The 20,113-nt window shown below is 68.6% G+C and carries 16 protein-coding genes and 1 pseudogene; 11 read left to right on the top strand and 6 right to left on the bottom strand.

Going from position 1 to position 20,113, the window contains the following annotated elements; all coding sequences use genetic code 11:
* Positions 1 to 4: 4 nt before the first annotated feature.
* A complete protein-coding gene (locus GC106_RS38310) occupies positions 5 to 1,378 on the top strand; it encodes a glycoside hydrolase family 27 protein (protein WP_173140714.1) in 1,374 nt (457 codons plus the stop codon).
* A 57-nt stretch (positions 1,379 to 1,435) separates the two neighbouring features.
* Here GC106_RS38310 and GC106_RS38305 read toward each other — a convergent pair whose 3' ends face one another.
* The 3 genes from GC106_RS38305 to GC106_RS38295 form a co-directional block, all read right to left on the bottom strand.
* Positions 1,436 to 2,110: a PP2C family protein-serine/threonine phosphatase gene (locus tag GC106_RS38305; RefSeq protein WP_173140712.1), complete on the bottom strand. Its 675-nt coding sequence runs from the start codon at positions 2,108 to 2,110 to the stop codon at positions 1,436 to 1,438.
* Between the two features lie 170 nt (positions 2,111 to 2,280).
* The gene (locus tag GC106_RS38300) at positions 2,281 to 4,083 is read right to left on the bottom strand and encodes a Xaa-Pro dipeptidyl-peptidase (protein ID WP_376777807.1); all 1,803 of its coding nucleotides are present in this window, start codon (positions 4,081 to 4,083) and stop codon (positions 2,281 to 2,283) included.
* Positions 4,084 to 4,113: 30 nt separating this feature from the next.
* Positions 4,114 to 5,607, bottom strand: coding sequence for an MFS transporter (locus GC106_RS38295; protein ID WP_173140708.1), 1,494 nt, complete (start codon positions 5,605 to 5,607; stop codon positions 4,114 to 4,116).
* A 169-nt stretch (positions 5,608 to 5,776) separates the two neighbouring features.
* On the opposite strand from GC106_RS38295, the gene add reads away from it, so the two are divergent.
* From add to GC106_RS38245, 10 genes are all read left to right on the top strand, one after another.
* Complete coding sequence (gene add, locus GC106_RS38290) at positions 5,777 to 6,814, top strand: adenosine deaminase (RefSeq protein WP_173140706.1); 1,038 nt, start codon at positions 5,777 to 5,779, stop codon at positions 6,812 to 6,814.
* A gap of 143 nt (positions 6,815 to 6,957) precedes the next feature.
* A complete protein-coding gene (locus GC106_RS38285) occupies positions 6,958 to 8,280 on the top strand; it encodes a GlnX family signal transduction membrane protein (RefSeq protein ID WP_246367776.1) in 1,323 nt (440 codons plus the stop codon).
* Positions 8,277 to 9,248: a glutamate ABC transporter substrate-binding protein gene (locus GC106_RS38280; protein WP_173140704.1), complete on the top strand. Its 972-nt coding sequence runs from the start codon at positions 8,277 to 8,279 to the stop codon at positions 9,246 to 9,248. The genes GC106_RS38285 and GC106_RS38280 overlap by 4 nt, the downstream gene beginning before the upstream one ends.
* A gap of 6 nt (positions 9,249 to 9,254) precedes the next feature.
* Positions 9,255 to 10,430 (top strand): hypothetical protein, encoded by a 1,176-nt coding sequence (locus GC106_RS38275; protein WP_173140702.1) that lies wholly within the window; start codon positions 9,255 to 9,257, stop codon positions 10,428 to 10,430.
* Positions 10,427 to 12,646: a serine/threonine-protein kinase gene (locus GC106_RS38270; RefSeq protein WP_173140700.1), complete on the top strand. Its 2,220-nt coding sequence runs from the start codon at positions 10,427 to 10,429 to the stop codon at positions 12,644 to 12,646. The genes GC106_RS38275 and GC106_RS38270 overlap by 4 nt, the downstream gene beginning before the upstream one ends.
* 16 nt (positions 12,647 to 12,662) lie before the next feature.
* A complete protein-coding gene (locus GC106_RS38265) occupies positions 12,663 to 13,685 on the top strand; it encodes a protein phosphatase 2C domain-containing protein (RefSeq protein ID WP_312873216.1) in 1,023 nt (340 codons plus the stop codon).
* Entirely contained in the window at positions 13,682 to 14,974 is a 1,293-nt protein-coding gene (locus GC106_RS38260) for a vWA domain-containing protein (RefSeq protein WP_173140696.1), read from the top strand. Before GC106_RS38265 ends, GC106_RS38260 begins: the two co-directional genes overlap by 4 nt.
* Positions 14,975 to 15,204: 230 nt before the next feature.
* On the top strand, positions 15,205 to 15,603 hold the full coding sequence (locus tag GC106_RS49550; protein WP_312873215.1) for an FHA domain-containing protein: 399 nt from the start codon (positions 15,205 to 15,207) through the stop codon (positions 15,601 to 15,603).
* A gap of 83 nt (positions 15,604 to 15,686) precedes the next feature.
* Positions 15,687 to 16,535, top strand: coding sequence for a helix-turn-helix domain-containing protein (locus GC106_RS38250; RefSeq protein WP_173140692.1), 849 nt, complete (start codon positions 15,687 to 15,689; stop codon positions 16,533 to 16,535).
* 6 nt (positions 16,536 to 16,541) lie between these two features.
* On the top strand, positions 16,542 to 16,733 hold the full coding sequence (locus GC106_RS38245) for a DUF397 domain-containing protein (RefSeq protein WP_173140690.1): 192 nt from the start codon (positions 16,542 to 16,544) through the stop codon (positions 16,731 to 16,733).
* Here GC106_RS38245 and GC106_RS38240 read toward each other — a convergent pair.
* From GC106_RS38240 to GC106_RS47190, 3 genes and pseudogenes are all read right to left on the bottom strand, one after another.
* A complete protein-coding gene (locus tag GC106_RS38240) occupies positions 16,709 to 17,227 on the bottom strand; it encodes a TrmH family RNA methyltransferase (RefSeq protein WP_173140688.1) in 519 nt (172 codons plus the stop codon). The two genes, GC106_RS38245 and GC106_RS38240, sit on opposite strands and share 25 nt — an antisense overlap.
* An 82-nt stretch (positions 17,228 to 17,309) precedes the next feature.
* Positions 17,310 to 17,582 carry a hypothetical protein gene (locus GC106_RS38235; protein ID WP_217281471.1) on the bottom strand — a complete coding sequence of 91 codons (273 nt, stop codon included), beginning with the start codon at positions 17,580 to 17,582 and terminating at the stop codon, positions 17,310 to 17,312.
* Between the two features lie 23 nt (positions 17,583 to 17,605).
* Positions 17,606 to 20,113, bottom strand: a pseudogene (locus GC106_RS47190) (hypothetical protein); the annotation flags it as partial.

The following is a 20,113-nucleotide window of genomic DNA, read 5'->3' as shown; positions in this document are numbered from 1 at the left end:
CGCGATGCTCAAGAGATCCCTCACCTGCCTGGCCGGGGCGGTGCTCGCGGTGGGCCTCGTGGCACCGGCGGCCGCGGCGCCGCAGCCCGAGAGCCACGGCCCGGACAAGCCGGCTGCCAAGCCCTACATGGGCTGGAGCAGCTGGAGCATGCAGTCCAGCAAGCACCCGGGGCTCAACCCCAAGGGCGACTACAGCTGGCTCAACGAGGCCAACGTCGTCAAGCAGACCGACGCCATCGCTTCGAAGCTGCGCAAGTACGGCTACGAGTACGTCAACATGGACGCGGGCTGGTGGGCCGACTGGAACTGGAACTTCGGCTATGACGAGTACGGCCGCCCCACGCCCAACAAGGAGCGGTTCCCGCGTGGCATGAAGTGGATGGCCGACTACATCCACCACAAGGGCCTCAAGGCGGGCATCTACATCCCGGTCGGGCTGGCCAAGGGCGTGTACGACAACGGTGACTTCCCGGTGAAGGACGCGCCCGGCTGCAGCACGCACGACCTGGTGTACCCGGACCTGCGGACCACCAACGGCTGGGACAGCTCGTACAAGATCGACTTCTCGAATCCGTGCTCGCAGAAGTACATCGACTCCATCGCGCGGATGTTCGCCGACTGGGGCTACGACTTCCTCAAGATCGACGGCGTCGGCCCGGGCTCGTGGAAGAGCGGCCCGCAGTACGACAACCGCGACGAGATCGCCGCATACCGCGAGGCGTTCGACAAGACCGGCCGCCAAGTGCACATCGAGATCTCGTGGTCGATCGACATCGCCTACATCGGGGACTGGCAGAAGTCCTCGAACGGCTGGCGGATCGACACCGACGTGGAGTGCTACTGCCCGACCCTGGTGACGTGGGAGAACTCGGTCGACGACCGGTGGAAGGACCTGCCGCCGTGGATCCGGCACTCCGGCCCGGGCGGCTGGCACGACCTGGACACGCTCAACGTCGGCAACGGTGAGATGGACGGCCTGACCGTCGACGAGCGGTACAGCTACATGACGTTCTGGGCGATCACCGCGTCCCCGCTGTACGTGGGCGACGACGTGACCAAACTGGACGATCTGGGCGTGAAACTGCTGACCAACCGCGAGGTGCTCGCACTCAACCAGCAGGGCCGCCCGGCCAGGCCGGTCGACCCGAACTCCGAGCAGCCGGTCTGGTGGGCACGCAACAAGGACGGCTCGTACACCGTCGCGCTGTTCAACCTCGGCTCGCAGGCCACATCCGTCAAGGCGAACTGGCAGGACTTCGGTCTCGGCGGCCACCAGCACGTCCGTGACGTGTGGGCGGACAAGTACCTCGGCCGGTACTCCGGCGGGTTCGAGGCCACGATCCCGCCGCACGGCACCAAACTCCTGCGCGTCTGGTGAAACCCCCTCGTGAGTGTTTATCGGGGTTAGAACACCGATAAACACTCACGAGGGCTTTTACTGGGTGGTGACGAGGACGGCAGTCGCGTTGTCCGTGCCGCCGAGCACCATCGCCGTCTCCACCAATGTGGACACGCGGGACAAAGCGGTCGTTCCCTGCTCGGTCAGGACGGCCTGGATGGTCTCCGGCGAGACGACCTTGTGCACGCCGTCGCTGGACAGCAGCAGGCTCTTGAAGTCGGTCACGGTGGCACGGCCGATCCGCTCCTCGGACGTCGTCCGCAGCGAGTTCGTCACCACGTGCTCCATCCGCGGTGTGGGGATCGAGTCGTGCAGCCGGAAGTACTCGGCCATCGTCTGGTCGCTGGTCACCTGCGTGAGTTCGGTGCCGTCCCAGGTGTACGCACGCGCATCCCCGACCCACGCGACCTGGTAGCCGTCCGCGTACGGCATCGCCACCACGAGCACGGCGTCAGCACCCGTGTTCATGGCTTCCAGCGCGCGCTGCGCCGCGAGTACCGCTTCGACAGGGCCCGCGGCGACAGGTGTCCTGGCCGCCACGCCTGAAGCGACCCGGGCGGCCTCGCCCGCCCACAGCGAGTCGCCGATGCCGTCTGCCAGCGCGAACACCACGTTCTCGCCGTCCTTGGACGCGCCCACCGCGTCCGCGTTGAACCGCCGGCCGCCCTGACGGCTGGCGGTGTCCCAGTTGATCACCTCGTTGCGCAGCATTTCGCGCCTCCACGTCGTTCTGGCGGCCCCCGACAGCCGCGCCAAGGCCAGAGTGCCTCGCTAGGCTGAACATCGGCTGAGGAGAAGGTATTACCGGAGTGAGACCTCCGTCTCATCGAAAAGGGTCAGCCTGGGCCGATCGGCCCAGGCTGACCCTTTTCCGGCAGCTGTTACAGCGCGTCGCGCAGCGCCCGCTTGCCCCCGACGATCGGCAAGTCGAGCGCGGTGTCGTCGACGTCGAGCGAGATGCCCGCGCCCGGCTTCGGCCGCAGCGTGTAGTCGTAGTCGCTGGACAGCAGGACGAACTCGATCCTGTGGCCGGCCGCGAAGACGTAGTCCTTCGGTTCGAACTCCACCTCGACCGAGTACTCCCGGCCCGGCGTGACCGGCACCGTCAGCCACGGGCTGAGCCGGTTCTGCGGGTCGGTCCAGCCCCGGGTTACGATCTTGCCGGTGCCGTCCGGAGCCCGGTCGACCAGCAGTGCCGTCACGTTCGCGGCCGGACGGCTGAACGACGCCCGCAGGTCGGCCTTGCCGCGGCCGGACAACCGGACCGGCTTCTTGGTCACGCCGGTCGAGTACGACAGGCGGTGCGGTGACGTGTCCGCGTTGACCAGGGTCTCGGCCGTCTTCGTCGCATCGTCCGTCAGCGACTCCTCGACCGAGTCACGCGTCCGGGTCACACCGAGGGCACCACGAGCCGAACCACCCGCGCCGAGGTACAGCGAGGCGTCGGACGTGCCCGGGGCCGGCCATTCGGCTTCCTCGACCCAGGACTTGTCCTCACGCTGGATGGTCGCGCGCGGTTCGGACTCCACACCGTTCTGCTGCTTGTACAGGTACCGGGTGAACCAGCGGTTCAGCGTGACGAGCCACTCGTCGCGGCGGATGTTGTACGGGTCCGCGTGCGCACCCTGGTGCCACCAGATCTTGTGCGGCACGCCGACCTTCTTGATCGCCTCGTACCACTGTTCGGCGTGCAGGTCCTTGACGTTCCAGTCGCTCAGGCCGTGCACGACGAGCGTGGCGGCGCGGACGTTGTGCACGTCCTTGAGGTAGTTGCGCTCGTGCCAGAACGGGCTGTAGTCACCGGTGATCCGGTCCTGCTTCTGCCGGATCTCCTCGATGACCGGCTTGCAGATCTCCCTGTCCGCCCGGGTGTAGACGTACTCGGCCAGCACGTCGAGGTCCTCGCCCTGGAACGTGCCGGGCGCGACGACCGCGCCGTCCTGGCGGTAGTAGTCGTACCAGCTGGAGATGGCGGCGATCGGCACGATCGCGTCCAGCCCGCGCACACCGGTCGTGGCCACCGCGTTGGGCAGCGTTCCGTTGTAGGAGACGCCCATCATGCCGACGCTTCCGGTCGTCCACTTGGCGTTCACCGAGGCGCCGTTGGCGTCGTGCGCCTTGGCGCGCCCGTTCAGCCAGTCCACAACGGACTTCGCGCCGATGGTCTCGTTGCGGCCGCCGGAGGTCGGGCACCCGGTCGACTGACCGCTGCCCAACGACTCCGCGTACACGACAGCGAAACCACGCGCGGTGAAGTACTGCTCGTAACGCCACGTGATGGCCGGGTTCGGGCCGACGGCCGCGGCGACACGTTCGTCACCGGCCGTGCCACGGCGGTGGTGTCCCGGCCAGCTCGGCGAATGCAGCTCGACGTCCACGTTGTGATTGGCGACGTCGTTACCGCCCGCGTAGTACGGCGAAGCCTGGTACACGACAGGGACCTTCAGCCCCTGCTCGGTCGCGCGGGGCCGGACGACCTCGACGTGCACGAGGTCGTCCTTGCCGTCACGATCGCTGTCCACAGGGGCGGTCACCCACAGGCTCTCGCGCACGACATCGGCCGGGTCGAACACCGGCTGTGCCTGACCGTCCTTGAATACCGGTCCCTGCGCCGCATGCGCGATCGCGGGAACGACGGGTAACGCCACAGTGACAGCCGCTAACACGGACAGTAGGCGCCGCAAGGCAACCCCCAAAAGTGTGTTCAGACCAAGTCAGTCAGCACCCTTCACCTTGTCCGACTCCTCAGTCAAGGCGCCAGAAGTCGCATTCTGCTGTGCCGACCCCTTCTGTGCTGATCCCTGCTGTGCCGACCCCTTCTGTGCTGATCCCTGCTGTGCCGACCCCTTCTGTGCTGATCCCTTCTGTGCTGATCCTTCCTGTGCTGATCCCTTTTGGGGTGCTCCCTTTTGGGGCGCGGCCTTCAACACGACGGCGAGCAGCGCACCGGCGATCATCACCGCGCCCACGACCCACAGCCCCGTCCGCTGCGAACCGGTGAGATCCTCCAGCCCGCCGGTGATGTACGGCGCCGCGAACCCGCTGACGTTGCCCAGCGAGTTGATCAGCGCGATACCGCCCGCCGCCGCCGTCCCCGCGAGGAACGTGGACGGCAGCGCCCAGAACGTGGGCAGTGCGCAGCAGATGCCGATCGCGGTGATGCTCACCGCCACCATGACGGCGAACGGGCTGCCCAGGTACAGCGCGACCGGGATCGCGACGCCGCCGACGATCATCGGCAGCGCGACGTGCCAGACCCGCTCCCCGGTCCGGTCGCCGTGCCGCGCCCAGAACACCATCGCGATCGCGCCGAGCACGTACGGCACCGCGGTGATCAGTCCACGTTCGACGATCGAGAACGTCGTGCCGAACTGCTGCTGGAACCCGGCGATGATGCTGGGCAGGAAGAACCCGAGCGCGTACAGGCCGTAGACGTTTCCGAAGTAGACGAACGCGAGACCGATGATCCGCCCGTGTGTCAAGGCTTTGCGCAACGGCCAGTGGTGCTCCTGTTCGGTCTTGGCGCGTTCGGCGTCCAGCTGCGCCTGCATCCACTTGCCTTCCTCGGGCGTGAGCCACTTGGCCTCGGTCGGCCGGTCGGTGAGGAAGAACCAGGTGACGAAGGCCAGCAGGATCGCCGGGATGCCCTCGACGAGGAACATGAACCGCCAGCCCGCCAGGCCGAAGACGCCGTCGCCGTGCCGGATCAGCAACGCCGAGATGGTCGCGCCGATCGCGCTGGAGACCGGGATGGCGACCATGAACCACGCGACCATCCGCGCGCGGTAACGAGCCGGGAACCAGTATGTGAGATAGAGGATGATGCCGGGGAAGAACCCGGCTTCCGCGACACCGAGCAGGAACCGCAGGATGATCAGCACGGTCGCGTTGGGCACGAACGCGATCGCGGTCGCGATCACGCCCCAGCTGATCATGATGCGGGCGATCCACCGGCGCGCGCCGAACTTGTGCAGCGCCAGGTTGCTCGGCACCTCGAGGATGAGGTAACCGATGAAGAAGATGCCCGACGCGAAGCCGAACGCGGTCGCGCTGAGCGCGAGTTCCTTCGACAGCCCGGCGGGGCCCGCGAAACCGATGTTGACCCGGTCCAGGTAGTTGACGAAGTACAGCAACCCCAGGTACGGCACCAGCCGCCGAGCTGCCTTACGCCACGTGACGTCCCCGAATGGCCGCTCCAGTGAGTCCATTGTGGCATTTCAGTCCCCAAACGCCTTGACGTCAACCCTATGCTGGAGCCATGCCGGAGTTTCCGCTGTACGGAGAAGACCACGAGCGGGGTGACCTCGCTCCGTAGCCGGACCACGCCCGCAGCACACGTGTGTCCCTTTCCCGGCTACTGGCAAGGACTTCCGAGCAATGAAAGACTTCGTCGCCGCGCTGCCCAAGGTCGAGCTGCACGTCCACTTGGTGGGATCCGCTTCCGTCCCAACGGTCCTCGACCTCGCCCGCCGCCATCCCGACGGCGGTGTGCCCACCGAGGAGCAGGCACTGCGCGACTTCTACGAGTTCCGCGACTTCGCGCACTTCATCGAGAACTACATCAAGGTCGACGCCCTCGTCCGGACCGGGCAGGACGTGCTGACGCTGCTGCTCGGCCTGGCACGGGACCAGGCGGCCGGCAACATCCGCTACTCCGAGGTCACGGTCACGCCGACCTCCCACCTGCGCAACGGAATCGCGCCGGACGAGCTGGCCGAAGCCCTCACCGAGGCCCGTGAACTGGCACGACAGCAGCACGGTGTCGAGTTCGCGTGGGTGTTCGACATCGACGGCGTACTGGGCAGGGAAGGCGGCCCGAAGACCCTCGACTGGGTACTGAAGCACCGCCCCGAAGGCACGGTCGGGCTCGGCCTGGGCGGCCCGGAGATCGGCGTGCCGCGCGAGTGGTACCGCGAGCAGTTCGCGGTCGCGGTGGACAACGGGCTGCATTGCCTGCCGCACGCCGGCGAGACGACCGGTCCGGAGACCGTCTGGGCGGCGGTCAACGAGCTGCACGCCGAACGCATCGGCCACGGCATCAGCGCCATCCAGGACATCCGGCTGGTCAACCACCTGGCCGAGCACGGCATCGCGCTGGAGGTCAACCCGACGTCCAACATCCGCACCAAAGCGCTGTCAACGCTCGACCCCGCAAGCGGGCCTTCGGCGGACCGGATCGAGAACCACCCGTTGCCCAGGCTGGTCGCCGCGGGCGTGCCGGTCGTGCTCGGCACGGACGATCCCGGCATGTTCCACACCACCCTCAACGACGAGTACATGCTCTGTCATGAGGTGTTCGGCTACGACCGAGCGCAACTGGCCGAACTGGCGAACACCGCCGTACAGGTCTCCTACGCACCCGAAGAGGTGAAAAAGGCCCTCACGGCCGAGATCACCGCGCTGCTCAGCGGCTGATCCATCACATCGGGGCACCGGTGTTGCTGCGATCCGGGCTCATCGCTTAACACCTCGGGTTAGTGTTGGGGATCATCTCCGGCAACGGGGCGTTCACCGGGTAGCGAGGGGTGTGGTCGCAGCGATGTTCACGGGGATCCTTGATGACGATCACCAGCACCGACACTAGTCACCGAACCCTGAAGACCGGACCCGTACGACAGGTCACGGAACTGGCGCGCACGACACCGGGTGTGCTCGGCGCGCTCGCGTTGTTGCTCGTCGTCGTCAGTGTGACGGCGGGCGTGTTCAGCGCGATCAGCGTGCAGCGCCGGGCGCAGGCGCTGGCCGACCTGGCCAGCCGCAGCGGCCCGCTCAGCGTGGCCGCGCAGGAGATCTACCGGAGTCTGTCGGACGCGGACGCCACCGCGAGCGGCGCGTTCCTGGCGGGCGGTCTGGAGCCGCCCGCCGTCCGGGCCCGCTTCGAGCAGGACATCGCGCAGGCCAGCAACGCGCTGGCGATCGCGGTGGCGGCCCGAGAACCCAGTGACGTGACGGCGCCGAACAGCCCGCTGGCCACGTTGTCCGGGCAGTTGCCGGTGTACACGGGCCTGGTCGAGACGGCCAGGGTGAACAACCGGCAGGGGCTGCCGCTCGGGATCGCCTACCAGCGTGAGGCGTCCACCCTGATGCGCACTCAACTGCTGCCCGCGGCGCAGCAGCTCTACGACGGCGAGGTCGCCCGCGTGTCCACCGACCAGGACCGCGCGGGCGGGTTCCCGGTCGCCGAGCTGCTGCTGGGCCTGGCGGTGCTGGGCGTGTTGGTCCTCGCCCAGGTGTACGTGCGGCGGCGGACCAACCGCGTGTTCAACGTCGGCCTGGTCGCCGCGACGGTGGCTGCGGTGATCTCGCTGCTGTGGGTGGCCGTCGCGACGTTCAGCGTGATCGCCGGCGTGGACGACAGCCGGGTCGAAGGATCGGCCCAGGTCGACGTGCTGGCCAGGGCCCGGATCGCGACCCTGCAGGCCCGCGCCGACGAGACGCTGACCCTGGTCGCCCGGGGCACCGGCAAGGTCTACGAGGACGACTTCGTCCAGGTGACGAGGAAGCTGACCGGCCTGCTCAACGAGGCAAGCGGCAAGGCGACCGACGGTGCCGTGTCCGCCGAGGTCGGCTCGGCCCGGTCGAACACCGAGGCCTGGTTGCGGGCGCACGGCGAGATCCGCAGGCAGGACGACAGCGGCAACTACGCGGCCGCGGTCCGGCTGGCGATCGCGGCGGTTCCGGAAGGTTCCGGTCCCGCTTTCGACAAGCTCGATACAGACTTGCGGGAGGCGATCGACCGGACCAGGGGCGCGTTCAACGCCCGCGTCCAGGACGCGAGCGGCGCGCTCGGTGGCACGGTCGTGGTGGTGTCGCTGCTGGCCGTGGTGGTCGCGGCCGGTGCGGCGGCAGGGCTTTGGCAGCGGCTGAAGGAGTACCGATGAGACTCGCATTGGTATCGGCCGCCATCCTGGTCATGGTCATGGGCTGTACGACCGGCACGGACATCACCACGATCCCGTCGGTCACCGCCGTGGTCCCGAAGCCCGCGAACGCCGCCGACCTGACCACGCCGCCGACCGCCGCCGTGCAGGAGTGCGGCGACAAGCTGGCCAGCCTGCGTCCGCCGAACCCGATGCCGCAGCCCGGCGCGATGCCCGCGGGATCGACGATGGAGCGGATCGTCCAGCGCGGCAAACTGATCGTCGGCGTGGACCAGAACACCTACAACGTCGGCTTCCGCGACCCGTTCACCGGCGAGATCCAGGGCTTCGACATCGACATGGCCCGCACTATCGCCAGTGCCCTGTTCGGCACCCCGGACGCCATCCAGCTGCGCGCGATCACCTCGGACCAGCGCATCCCGGCGTTGAAGGCCGGTGACGTGGACATCGTCGTGCGGACCATGAGCATCACGTGCGACCGGCTGGTCGAGGTGAACTTCTCCGCAGTGTACTACGAGGCCCAGCAGCAGGTCCTGGTCAGGAAGAACTCCGGCTTCACCGGGATCGACGCGCTGGGCGGCAAACGGGTCTGCGCGACGAAGTCGTCGACCTCGCTGCGCAACATCGCCAACGCGCCGTCCAAGCCGATCGGGGTGTCGGTGTCCGACTGGACCGACTGCCTGGTCATGTTGCAGCAGGGCCAGGTCGACGCGGTGTCCACGGACGACGTGATCCTGGCCGGGATGGCCGCGCAGGACCGGTACACCGAGGTCGTCGGCCCGTCGCTGGCCGCGGAACCGTACGGGATGGCCATTCCCAAGGCGAACGAGGACTTCGTCCGGTTCGTCAACGGTGTGCTGGAACAGGTGCGTGCCAACGGGACGTGGGCGGCCTCGTACGGGCGCTGGCTGGACGAGCTGATCCCCGGACCGCCGCCCGCTCCGCCTGTGCCGCGGTACAAGGATTGATCCGCCGTGGCAAGCCATGACGAAGCAGACCGCGCGTTGCGGCGGCTCAGCGAGGAAAGCGACCGGATGGCCGACGCCCTGGTGGCGATGGACTCGCACGCGGGCCATCAGCTGCTGCGCAACGCCACGCTGACCGGCGTGACGAAACGGCGTTGGGATGAGGCGAGCGCGGCGATGACCGTGCTGTGGGAGCAGTTCAACCTGCACCGCAGGATGGTCGAGCACGCGAAGGAGCTGATGGACCGCAGGGACCTCGGCGCATTGGGCGCGCTGCTGACCGATCCGGTCGTCGAGCTGAACGCCCAGCAGCTGCCGATCGACCAGCGCAGCCTGACCGGCCCGGCGGTCGTGACCGAGCGGGTCACGCTGACCGAGCTGGTCGAGCGGATGAAGGCCTCCTACAAGGCGATCACGGAGGTGCTCGCCGCCGCGGACACCGCGTGGACCGCGACGGTCGACGTGATCGATCCGTTGGAGACGGAGGTGCGGTCGGCGTCCACACTGGCCGCGTCGCTCGGCGTCGAGGACCCCGGACTGGCCCGTATCGCCGCGGAACTGGCGCGGACCAGGCAGCTCGCGCTCACCGATCCGCTGGCCGTCGACACGGCCCAGGCACCGGACCGCCTGGCCGCCGACCTGGCCGACGTCCGGGCCAGGCTGGCCAGGCTCGCCTCGGCCAAGGACACGTTCGACGACCGGATGGCCCGGATCGAGGCCCTGCTCGGCGAAGTGGAAGGCGCCTACGGCGAGACGCAGGTCGCGTACGCCACGGTGATGCAGAAGATCGCCTCCCCCGGTCTGCCGCAACCGACGGACCTGGCGGGCCCGCTGCGGGCGCGGCTCACGGAGTTGCCGGAACTGTGGCGCGCCGGGCAATGGCGCGAACTGGCGTCCGGGCTGGAGGGCCTGGAACGGGATGTGACCAGTGCGTTGGCGGAAGCCAGGACACAGCTGCGAACGGTGACGGGCCTGCTCGACCGCCGGCTGGAGTTGCGGGGACGTCTGGAGGCATACCGCGCCAAGGCCAACCGGCTCGGGCACGCCGAAGACCTCGGCCTCGCCGAACTGCACCGGATCGCCCATGGCGTGCTGTACGCCACGCCCTGTGATCTTCCCGCCGCGACCCGAGCGGTCAATCGGTACCAGCAAGCACTGCAGGACAAAAGGAGTGCTGCCTCATGACCAGTTGTCCGCGCTCGGGGTGCGATGGAGCGATCGACGAGGACGGCTTCTGCGACACGTGCGGTCTTGAGGCGCCTGCGGCCGTGCCGACCGGTTTGACCGGGTCGACTGGGTCGGCGCGCACGAGTGCGTCGAGCCGTCCGACCGCGTGGAGCGCACCGACGGCGGGCAGCGGTGGGACGGCACGCTCGCGTCGCGGCTCGGCCCGGTCGGCCAGGCGCGGTCTGCTCGGCCGCGGCATCGTCGACATTCCCATCGTGCCCAAACGGGATCCGCGCGAAGCCGTGCTGGAGAACCCGGAAGTGCCCGAGAACAAGCGGTTCTGCAGCAAGTGCGGCGCCAAGGTGGGCCGTGGCCGGGAGGGCAGGCCCGGCCGGGTCACCGGGTTCTGCGCGAAATGCGGGCACCACTTCGACTTCACGCCCAAGCTCAAGGCCGGCGACGCCGTCGCCGGGCAGTACGAAGTGCTCGGCTGCATCGCCCACGGCGGGCTCGGCTGGATCTACCTGGCGCTGGACCACGCCGTCGCCGACCGCTGGGTGGTGCTGAAGGGCCTGCTGGACACCGGGGACGCGGACGCGATGGCCGCCGCGATGGCCGAACGCCGGTTCCTGGCCCAGGTCGAGCACCCGAACATCGTGCGGATCTTCAACTTCGTCGAGCACCAGCACGGCGACTCGACCACCGGTTACATCGTGATGGAGTACGTCGGCGGCACCTCCATCAAGGACATGGTCAAGCAGTTGCGCACGCAGGGCGACCAGACCGCGTGCCTGCCGTTGACCCAGGCGATCGCGTACACCCTGGAGATCCTGCCCGCCCTGGGCTACCTGCACGGGCAGGGCCTGGTGTACTGCGATTTCAAGCCGGACAACGTGATCCAGGTTGAGGAACAGCTCAAGCTGATCGACCTCGGCGCGGTACGGCACGTCGACGACGAGGACAGCCCGATCTACGGCACGACCGGGTACCAGGCGCCTGAAGTCGGCAAGGAACTGCCGTCGCCGGTGACCGACATCTACACGGTCGGCCGCGCGCTGGCCGTGATGACGTTCCCGTTCGACTTCCACGCCACGTACAAGACGTCGTTGCCCGGCGCGGCGGAACAGCCTCTGCTGGGCGAGTTCGAGTCGTACTACCGGCTGCTCCTGCGTGCCACCCACAACGACCCGGCACAGCGTTTCGCCTCCGCCGAGGACATGCGCGACCAGTTGGAAGGCGTGTTCCGCGAGGTCGCGGCGGCCGAGGACGGCCAGCCACGGCCCGGGATCTCGGTCGAGTTCACCCCGGAACGCCGCAGCTTCGGGGTCGACGGCACAGCACCCGACCTGGCCGTGATCGCCTCGTCGCTGCCGATCCCCCGGATCGACGCGGCCGACCCGGGCGCCGCGTTCCTCGCGGGCGTGACCACCACCAGCACGCAGGAACTCGTCGAGGAACTCCAGGCCGCGCCGCTGCAGAGCGTGGAGGTGCGGCTGCGCCTGGCGCGGGCGTACATCGAACTGGGCGACGAGGCGGCGGCCAAGAAGACGTTGAACTCCGCCAGGTGTGAACCCGGCGACTGGCGGTTGCCCTGGCACCGCGGGCTCGCGGCGCTGGCGGCGGGCAACGCGGCTCAGGCGCGGATGTCGTTCGAGACCGTGTACGACATCCTTCCTGGTGAGGCCGCGCCCAAGCTCGCTGTCGCGGCGTGCGCGGAGGCGTCCAGCGACATGGTGGACGCGGACCGGTACTACCGGATCGTGTGGCGCACGGACCGGTCGTACATCAGCGCCGCGTTCGGTCTCGCGCGGGCGCTGCTGGCCAAGGGGGAACGACATGAGGCCGTGGACGTCCTGAACTCCGTGCCGGAAACCTCCATCCACCACCTGGCCGCGCAACTGGCGGCGATCAGGGCACGGACCGGGATCTCGCGCTCCGCCGGACTGACCGAACAGGACCTCGTCGCGGCCGGCGGGCAGCTCGCGCAGCTGGACCTGGACGACACGCGGCGTGCGCAAGCAGCGCGTGACCTGCTGGAATCCGCTTACTCATGGGTGCGTGACGGGCCGCCTGGGACATCTGGAACGGTGTTGGGATGCCGGCTGGCCGAAGACGACCTCCGGCGCGGCCTGGAAAAGTGGTATCGGACCCTCGCCCGGCAAGCCGCCACCCGCCGGGAGCGCATCGCGCTGGTCGACCATGCCAACCGGATCCGGCCGAAAACCTGGATCTGAGCGGGAGAAACAGCACGTGAACTGCCCTGACTGCGGAGAGCACGCCGAGGCGAACGACCGCTACTGCGAGAACTGCGGTGGCAGTCTCCAGTTGCGCAGAACGCCGTCCGGCGGGCCGATCGGCCGCGTCGGCGGTGTCACCGTGGCCGGCTGCGTGGGGTGCGGTTCCTCAGTGGGGGACGACGGCTACTGCGAGACCTGCGGCCGCGCGCAGCCGACCGGCCGCGACCGGATGGAGTACGACCTCGACCTCGTGGCCGGGGTCAGCGACCGCGGCCGCGCGCGGGCCCGGAACGAGGACTCGATGGCGTTCGGCGTGGTCGGACCGCCGGGGGCGCCGCGGTCGGTCGTCGCCGTGGTCTGTGACGGAGTCGGCTCGACCGAACGGGCCGACGCCGCGTCCCAGGCCGGGGTCGACGCGGCTCTAGAGGCCATTGTGGACTCGCTGCTGGCCGAGTCGACGCCGCGTGCCGCCACTGAGGACGGGGCCGCGGCGGCGTACGCGGCCGTCGGTGAACTGGCGCGCCCGAATTCTCCCGATACGGCACCGTCATGCACTTTCGTCTCGGCGGTCGTGACGCCGTCGGAGATCACCGTCGGGTGGATCGGCGACAGCCGGGCGTACTGGGTGCCGTCCTCCCCCGATGTGCCTTCCCGGCGCCTGACCACGGATGACACGCTGGTCGCACAACTGGTCGCCGCCGGGATGGACGAGGCGGAAGCCGCGGCGAGCCTGAACGCGCACGCCTTGGCCCGGTGGGTCGGCGCGGACGCCGAACAGGCGCCGCCGCACGTGACGGTTCTGCAGCCGGAGGCGCCGGGACGCCTGATCCTGTGCAGCGACGGCCTGTGGAACTACCTGCCGGAGGCGGAGTCGTTGGCGGCCAAGGTCTCCGACGCGGAACCGTTGAAGGTGGCGGCCGAGCTGACGAGCATCGCCAACGAGCTCGGCGGGCACGACAACATCACCGTTGTGGTCATTCCGGTCGAAGGTCCGCTTGCGGGACCGAGCATGGACACTGAGGGGAAAGTGCCGTGACGGATTTCCAGATCGAGGTCTATCAGAACGAGTACCTGCCCCAAGGTGCCGCCGAGGTCAACGCGATCGTGACGGTGACGGCCTCCGGGAGTGCCGCGCCTGTCGCCTCCTCGGGGGCCGCGGCGGCCGAGGTGATCATCATCGACACCTCGGGCTCGATGCACCATCCGCCGACGAAGCTGGCCGCCGCGAAGGCGGCGACCAACGCGGCGATCGACGCGTTGCGCGACGGCGTGAACTTCGCTGTGGTGTCGGGCTCCGAGCGTGCGGATCTCGTGTACCCGCCTAGACTGGGAATGCGTCCCGCCACGGCGTTGTCCCGCGAAGAGGCCAAGCGGGCTGTCAACGCCCTGCGCGCCGACGGCGGCACGGCGATGGGCGAATGGCTGCTGCTGGCCCGTGAGCTGTTCGCGACGCAGCGCAACCCGTTGCGGCACGCGATCCTGTTGACCGACGGGCAGAACGTGCACGAGCGGCCGAAGAAGCTCGAGCGGATCCTGGAAGACGTGGCGGGCCAGTTCGTCTGCGACTGCCGTGGCGTCGGGACCGACTGGGAGGTCAAGGAACTCCGCAAGATCGCGACGGCGTTGCTGGGCACGGTCGACATCGTGGCCGACCCGTCGGGTCTGGCGGACGACTTCCGCGCGATGACGTCGAACGCGATGGGCAAAGAGGTCGCGGACGTGTCGCTGCGGTTGTGGACTCCGCAGGGCGCGACCGTGAAGTTCGTCAAACAGGTCGAGCCGACGCTGACGGACCTGACGTCCCGCCGCGTGGAATCGGCGCCCCGCAGCGGCGATTACCCCACGGGCGCCTGGGGTTCGGAAAGCCGCGACTACCACGTGTGCATCCAGGTGCAGCCGGCCGCCATCGGCGACAAGATGCTGGCGGGACGCGTGAGCCTGGTGTCGCCGTCGGGTGACGTGCTGGGCAAGGGGCAGATCCTGGCGGTGTGGACGGACGACACCGCGTTGTCCACGAAGATCAACCCCGAAGTGGCGCACTACACCGGCCAGGCCGAACTGGCGACCGTGATCGAGGAGGGCCTGGAAGCCCAGCGCGCGGGCCAGATCGAGACGGCGACGGCGAAACTCGGCCGCGCGGTGAAACTGGCGCACGAGTCCGGCCACGAGGACACGGCCAAACTGTTGGCGAAAGTGGTGGACGTCGTCGACCCGGCGGACGGCACGATCCGGCTGAAGCGCGACGTGGCGACGGTCGACGCGATGACGTTGGAGAGCAGGTCCTCGGTGACCAAGCGGGTCGGCCGGAAGTCCGGAGAGAACTGATGGCGACGTGTGAGCACTCGTGGGGTGATGACGGCTTCTGCGAGATCTGCGGCCTGGCAGCGTCCTCACCGGCGCCAGTTGTCCCCGACCCGGTCTCCCGCTCGTGCCCGTCCTGCGGGGCACCCCTGGACGACCGCTTCTGCGAGGACTGCGGAGCTGATTCCCTCGCCGCACCCGCGGCACCACGACCTGAACCCGCGCCTGTGCCGTCCGGCCCAAGGACATGGTCGGTGGTGGTGTCGGCGGACCGGAAGTACTACGAGAGCGTGAAAGCCGACGGCGGCCCGGACGCCGACTCGATCGTCTTCCCGCCGTACTGCCCGGACAGGCACTTCGAACTCCACGGCGAGCAGGTGAGCATCGGCCGCCGAAGCGCGACCCGGGGAATCCAGCCGGACATCGACCTGACCGGCCCGCCCGAAGACCCAGGCGTCTCCCGCCTGCACGCCCTGCTCGTGGCGGAGGCAGACGGCGGCTGGGCGATCGTGGACATCAACTCGGCCAACGGAACAACGTTGAACTACCGACGAGACCTGTTGAAACCCAACACCCCCAGGACCCTGGAGGACGGCGACAGAATCCACATCGGAGCCTGGACGACGATAACCCTGCACGCGGACCCGTCATGAGGTGACTTCACGTCCCGCCACCGGAGACAAGTGCCTCGATCGTGTAATGGCGACGCGGATGATCGACACGATGAAATCCGCACATGACAAAGAAGCGCGGCACCGCCCGAATCCGAGGCCTGGCGGCCGAACTGAAGGACCTGCGGACAACGGCGGGCCTGAACACCCGCGAAGCAGCGAGACGCGTCGGCCTGTCCCCCGCAACCCTGAACCGCATGGAACTCGGCAACCGCGTCATCGATTCCGAGGACATGGCGGCGCTGTTGGCGGTCTACGGCGTCACCGGCACCGAACGAGAACGCCTGCTCGCGATGGCCCGCGAAGTGGACCTCCCTGGCTGGTGGGAGACGACCGACGCTGACCTGTCCAAACACCTTCGTGCTCTCATCAATTTCGAGTCGGAGGCGACTCGCATCGTGCATGCGGCGATGCTTCGAATACCGGGCTTGTTGCAGACGGCCGACTACATCCGGGCGTTCATGGCTTCCTGCCAGGTGCCCAGCCCGCTCATCGAGTCGCGCACGGAGATCCGGCTGCGCCGCCAGGAGATCCTCCGCCGTCTCCGCCCGCCGCGGTACCTGGCGATCGTCGACGAAGCCGCACTGAGCCGCCCCATCGGCAGCCCGGCCATCATGGCGGAACAGCTCCGGCACATCATCGACCTGGCCGCACTCCCCCACATCGAGGTCCGCGTGATCCCGTTCGCTCATGGGAGCCACACCGGCCTCGAAGGCGGATACGTGACCCTGGAGTTCGCCAAGGATCGATCCATCGTCCTGCTGGAGCACAAGCGCTCGTCCGCCTTCATAGACGAGCCAAAAGACGTAGCGCCCTTCCACGAGGCGACCACTACCCTGGTGAAGGCGGCACTGGAGCCACCCGAATCGGTGAAGTTCCTCGCTGCCAAGGCAGCCTCCTACGACAGAAGCTGAGACAACATGGATCTTGAAACAGCCCAGTGGCGCAAGTCCAGCTACAGCGAGTCGACCTCCGAGTGCGTCGAAGTCGCCTACCTCCCAGGCTCAGTCGCGATTCGCGATACCAAGAACCGCAACGCCGGAACCCTCGTGATTCCCGGACCCGCCTGGCGAGCGTTGATCAGTGATCACACGAGACCGGCCAGCTTGTAGGCGACCAGCGAACCGGCGACGGCCACGTTGAGGCTCATGCCGGTGCCGACCATCGGGATTTCCACCGCCACGTCCAGCAAAGCGGTTGCCTCGGCGGGGATGCCGGAGCGTTCATGCCCCAGGACCACGACCGTGCGGCGGCGAGCAGGAGGTAAGGACGCCAGGCGGATGGACTCGTCGGTCAACTCCACGCCGACGATCTCGGACCCCGCCGAACGCTGCGAAGCCAGCCAGCGAAGCGGATCGTTGACCCAGTGCACGCAGGAAGGCCGCCGTAACGTGTTGCCGATCTCCAAAGCTTGCGGAACCCACGGAAACCGGGGAACCGCAAGGCAAGCACCCACGGCATCGCACGTACGCAACAGCGTCCCCAGGTTGGCGCCGTGCAGGGGCCAGAGGGGCGCGATGATCAGGTGGTCCCAGCAGGAGTGGGCTTTTCTGCGGCGTTGACGCTTTATCTCGGTGCGGCTGCGCACCCACAGCTGCGTGCTCATCCGCGCTTCGCGGGCAGCTCCTCAAGCAGAGTCATGCCGAACAGTATGCCGGTGGCGAGCGTGAACTCGCCACCGGCATTTCTCACACTGCCTGCACGTACCTGCCCCAGATCTGGGCTTTGCGGAACGGGCCGTCGCCGTCCGCGTCGTACTCGGGTTCGTCGAACGTCACCCAGTACTTCCACTCCGATTCGGAGACCGGTTCGGGCGCGCCCGTGGTGTCGATGACGCCGTAGAACTCACGGGCCCACGGTCCGTCCCACGAAGGGTCGCGGACGATGCGCACGCGGGTTCCCGCGGGCAGCGTCCCCGCGGGCCATTCCGTCGGCAGCTCGGAGCCGCGGATGTGCTCCACGGCCTCTCGATCACGCTCTTCCGTCAATCCGGATCACCCACGCCCTTGACCTTGAAGTCGTCCCACTGCTCAGTGACCCTGTTGTACAGGTAGTGGATCCGCACACCGTTGACCTCCTGTGCCATCTTCACCCAGCCCTTGCTCGACGGCCACCTGGGGTCGTTCAGGGTGATCGGCAGGATCTCGCCCGCCTTCGGGTTGTACATCACCTCTTCCATCGCGATCTTCTCGCTGATGCTGAGATTCGTGTGCTTGCCCGTGTGTCCCAGGCCCAATGGTGTGACGATGCACTCTTCGGGATCCGGGTCGTCGGTGGCCGCCCGCTGCGCCCTGCCGCCCGCACACGGCGGGAGCTTGCGGTACTTGTCCGCGATGTGCCGGATCGTGTCGAGCAGTTTCTTGCCCGCGGCCGAACCTTCCAGGAACTTCGCCAGTCCCGCCGCGATCCTGGCGATGGCCTTGCCGACCTGGGGCAGTTTCCCGATCAGCGTCAACAGCGAACCGACGTTGATGACCGTCCACAGGCAGGCCGCCACATCGCCTTCACCGAAGCACTTCTTGGCGTCGGTGTACCCGATCTCGTCGAGCAGGATCTGCCCGCCGTTCTCGATGATGAAGTCGATGAGCCCCTGCTTGGCCAGGTCCGCCGCCTTCCGGAACTCGTCGGCCGCTTCCGGCGACAGGTCCTTGAGGAACCGGGCTTCGTCCTCAGCGGACAGTCCGGGGTCGCCTTCCCCGTTCTCGGCTTGCTGCCTCCGCCGTTCCGCCTCGGCCTTACGCGCGGCATCCTCAGCACGGTCCGCTGCTTTGCCTGCCTCGACGGCCGCGTCGTAGGCGTTCTTGGCTGCTTCCGCCGCGCTGTCGGCGTGTTTCTGGGCGCTGTCGGCCGCGGCTACCGCGGCAGCCGCGTCGACTTCGGCACGGTCAGCCGCCCCGCGAGCGGCTGACGCGTCGGCTTCCGCCTTGGTGGCCGCGGACCGCGCCGCGGCAGCGTCGTTCTCCGCCGCGGCCGCGGACCGTCCGGCGATCGCGGCGTCGTTGGCTGCCGCGTTGGCCGCTGCCCGTGCCTTGCGGGCGTCCTCCCGGGCCTGGGCGTCGGCCTGGTTGGCCCGAGCCGCAGCGGCACGTGCTGCCGCACCGTCCGCAGCGGCCTCCGCGGCTGCCTTCTGGGCATCGGCAGCGGAACGTGCTGCCGCAGCCGATGACTTGGCCGCTGCGGCCGCCGCGTCGTACGCGGGTTTGACCTCGGCCGCGGCCCGGTCGGCTGCTTCCTGGGCCAGGCGTGCGGCCTCCAGGGCCTCTGCGGCGCGTCGTTCGGCGGCTGCGGCTTGCTCGGCGCCGACCGCGCGGGCCTGTTCGGCGACTCGGACGACGAAGTCGGCGTCGATGTCCTGGCCGGTGAACGGCGCCACGACGGTGATCGCCGTGTTGGCGGGTTCGGTGATCGCCGAGGAGGACGACTTCGCCGCCGATGCGGCCTGCAGCGCCAAGGCAGCCTGAGTCGCCGCCGAAACCGCCTCATGGGCGGCGGCGTCCGACTCGGCTTTCGTCCGCTCGGCGGACATCTGCGACTGCATCGCCTCGCCCGCCGCCTGGTTGGCCAGGTTCACCGCGTTCTGCGCGGCTTCAGCGGCCTTGGCCTCGTTGAACGTCGCGTCCGAAGCCGCGGAGTTGGCTCGCTGCGCTGCCGCATGGGTTGCCGCGGCCTCGGCTTCCGCCTTGGTCGCCGCCGCGTTCGCCCGAGCGGCAGCCGCCTGCGCCGCTTGCGCGGCGGCGCGAGCGCGTGCCGCGGCACGAGTTGCCTCGGTGGCAGCACCACGAGCACCAGCGGCGGCACCGGTCGCGATGTTCGCCGCGTTACGAGCAGCACCAGCGGCGCCCACAGCCGTCAAAGCCTCGCCGCGAGCTTCGTTGGCCGCGTTCTGGGCAGTCTCGGCGTGCGGGCCGCCACGAGCGGCTGCTGCCATGGCGTCCATGGCAGCGGCACGGGCCTCTGCTGCCCGCTGGTCACGCTCAGCCTGATAAGCCTTGTCACGGCTCGCCTTGGCGTTGTTCTCCTCGTTGCGGGCGTTGGTTTCCGCCTGTGCCGCAACGCCGTCCGCTGCTTCCGCACGTTGACGGGCACCAGCCGCGATCCCGGCCTGGACCTCCGCTTCACCACGCATCGCACGTGCGACAGCCGCTTGCTGCTCGGCTCGTGCGCGTGCGGCGGCCGCGTTGGCACGCTCCCGTTCCGCGATCGCCCGCTGCGCCGCGGCTGTCGCCGCCTCACGCTCAGCGGTGATGCGGTGCTGACGGGTCCGCTCCGCCGCCGCCCACGCCTGCGCTTCCGCAGCCTCAGCAGCCTGCCGGGCGGCCTTGGTTCGGGCCGCGGCGTCCTTGGCCGCCTCCATCTGCACCCGCGCGGCCTCAGCCAGATCCGCCGCGGCACGCGCGTGCGCTTCGGCGGTCTGACGCCACTTCTTGGCCTGCTCGGCATGCCGCTCGGCACGTTCCTGAGCGTTACGGGCCTGGTCGGTGAACGCCGCCGC

The sequence above is a fragment of the Kibdelosporangium persicum genome (assembly GCF_013280595.1).
Classification (GTDB): domain Bacteria; phylum Actinomycetota; class Actinomycetes; order Mycobacteriales; family Pseudonocardiaceae; genus Kibdelosporangium; species Kibdelosporangium persicum.
The sequence above is the reverse complement of the archived record's forward strand: the minus strand, read 5'-3'. Positions and strand labels throughout refer to the sequence as shown.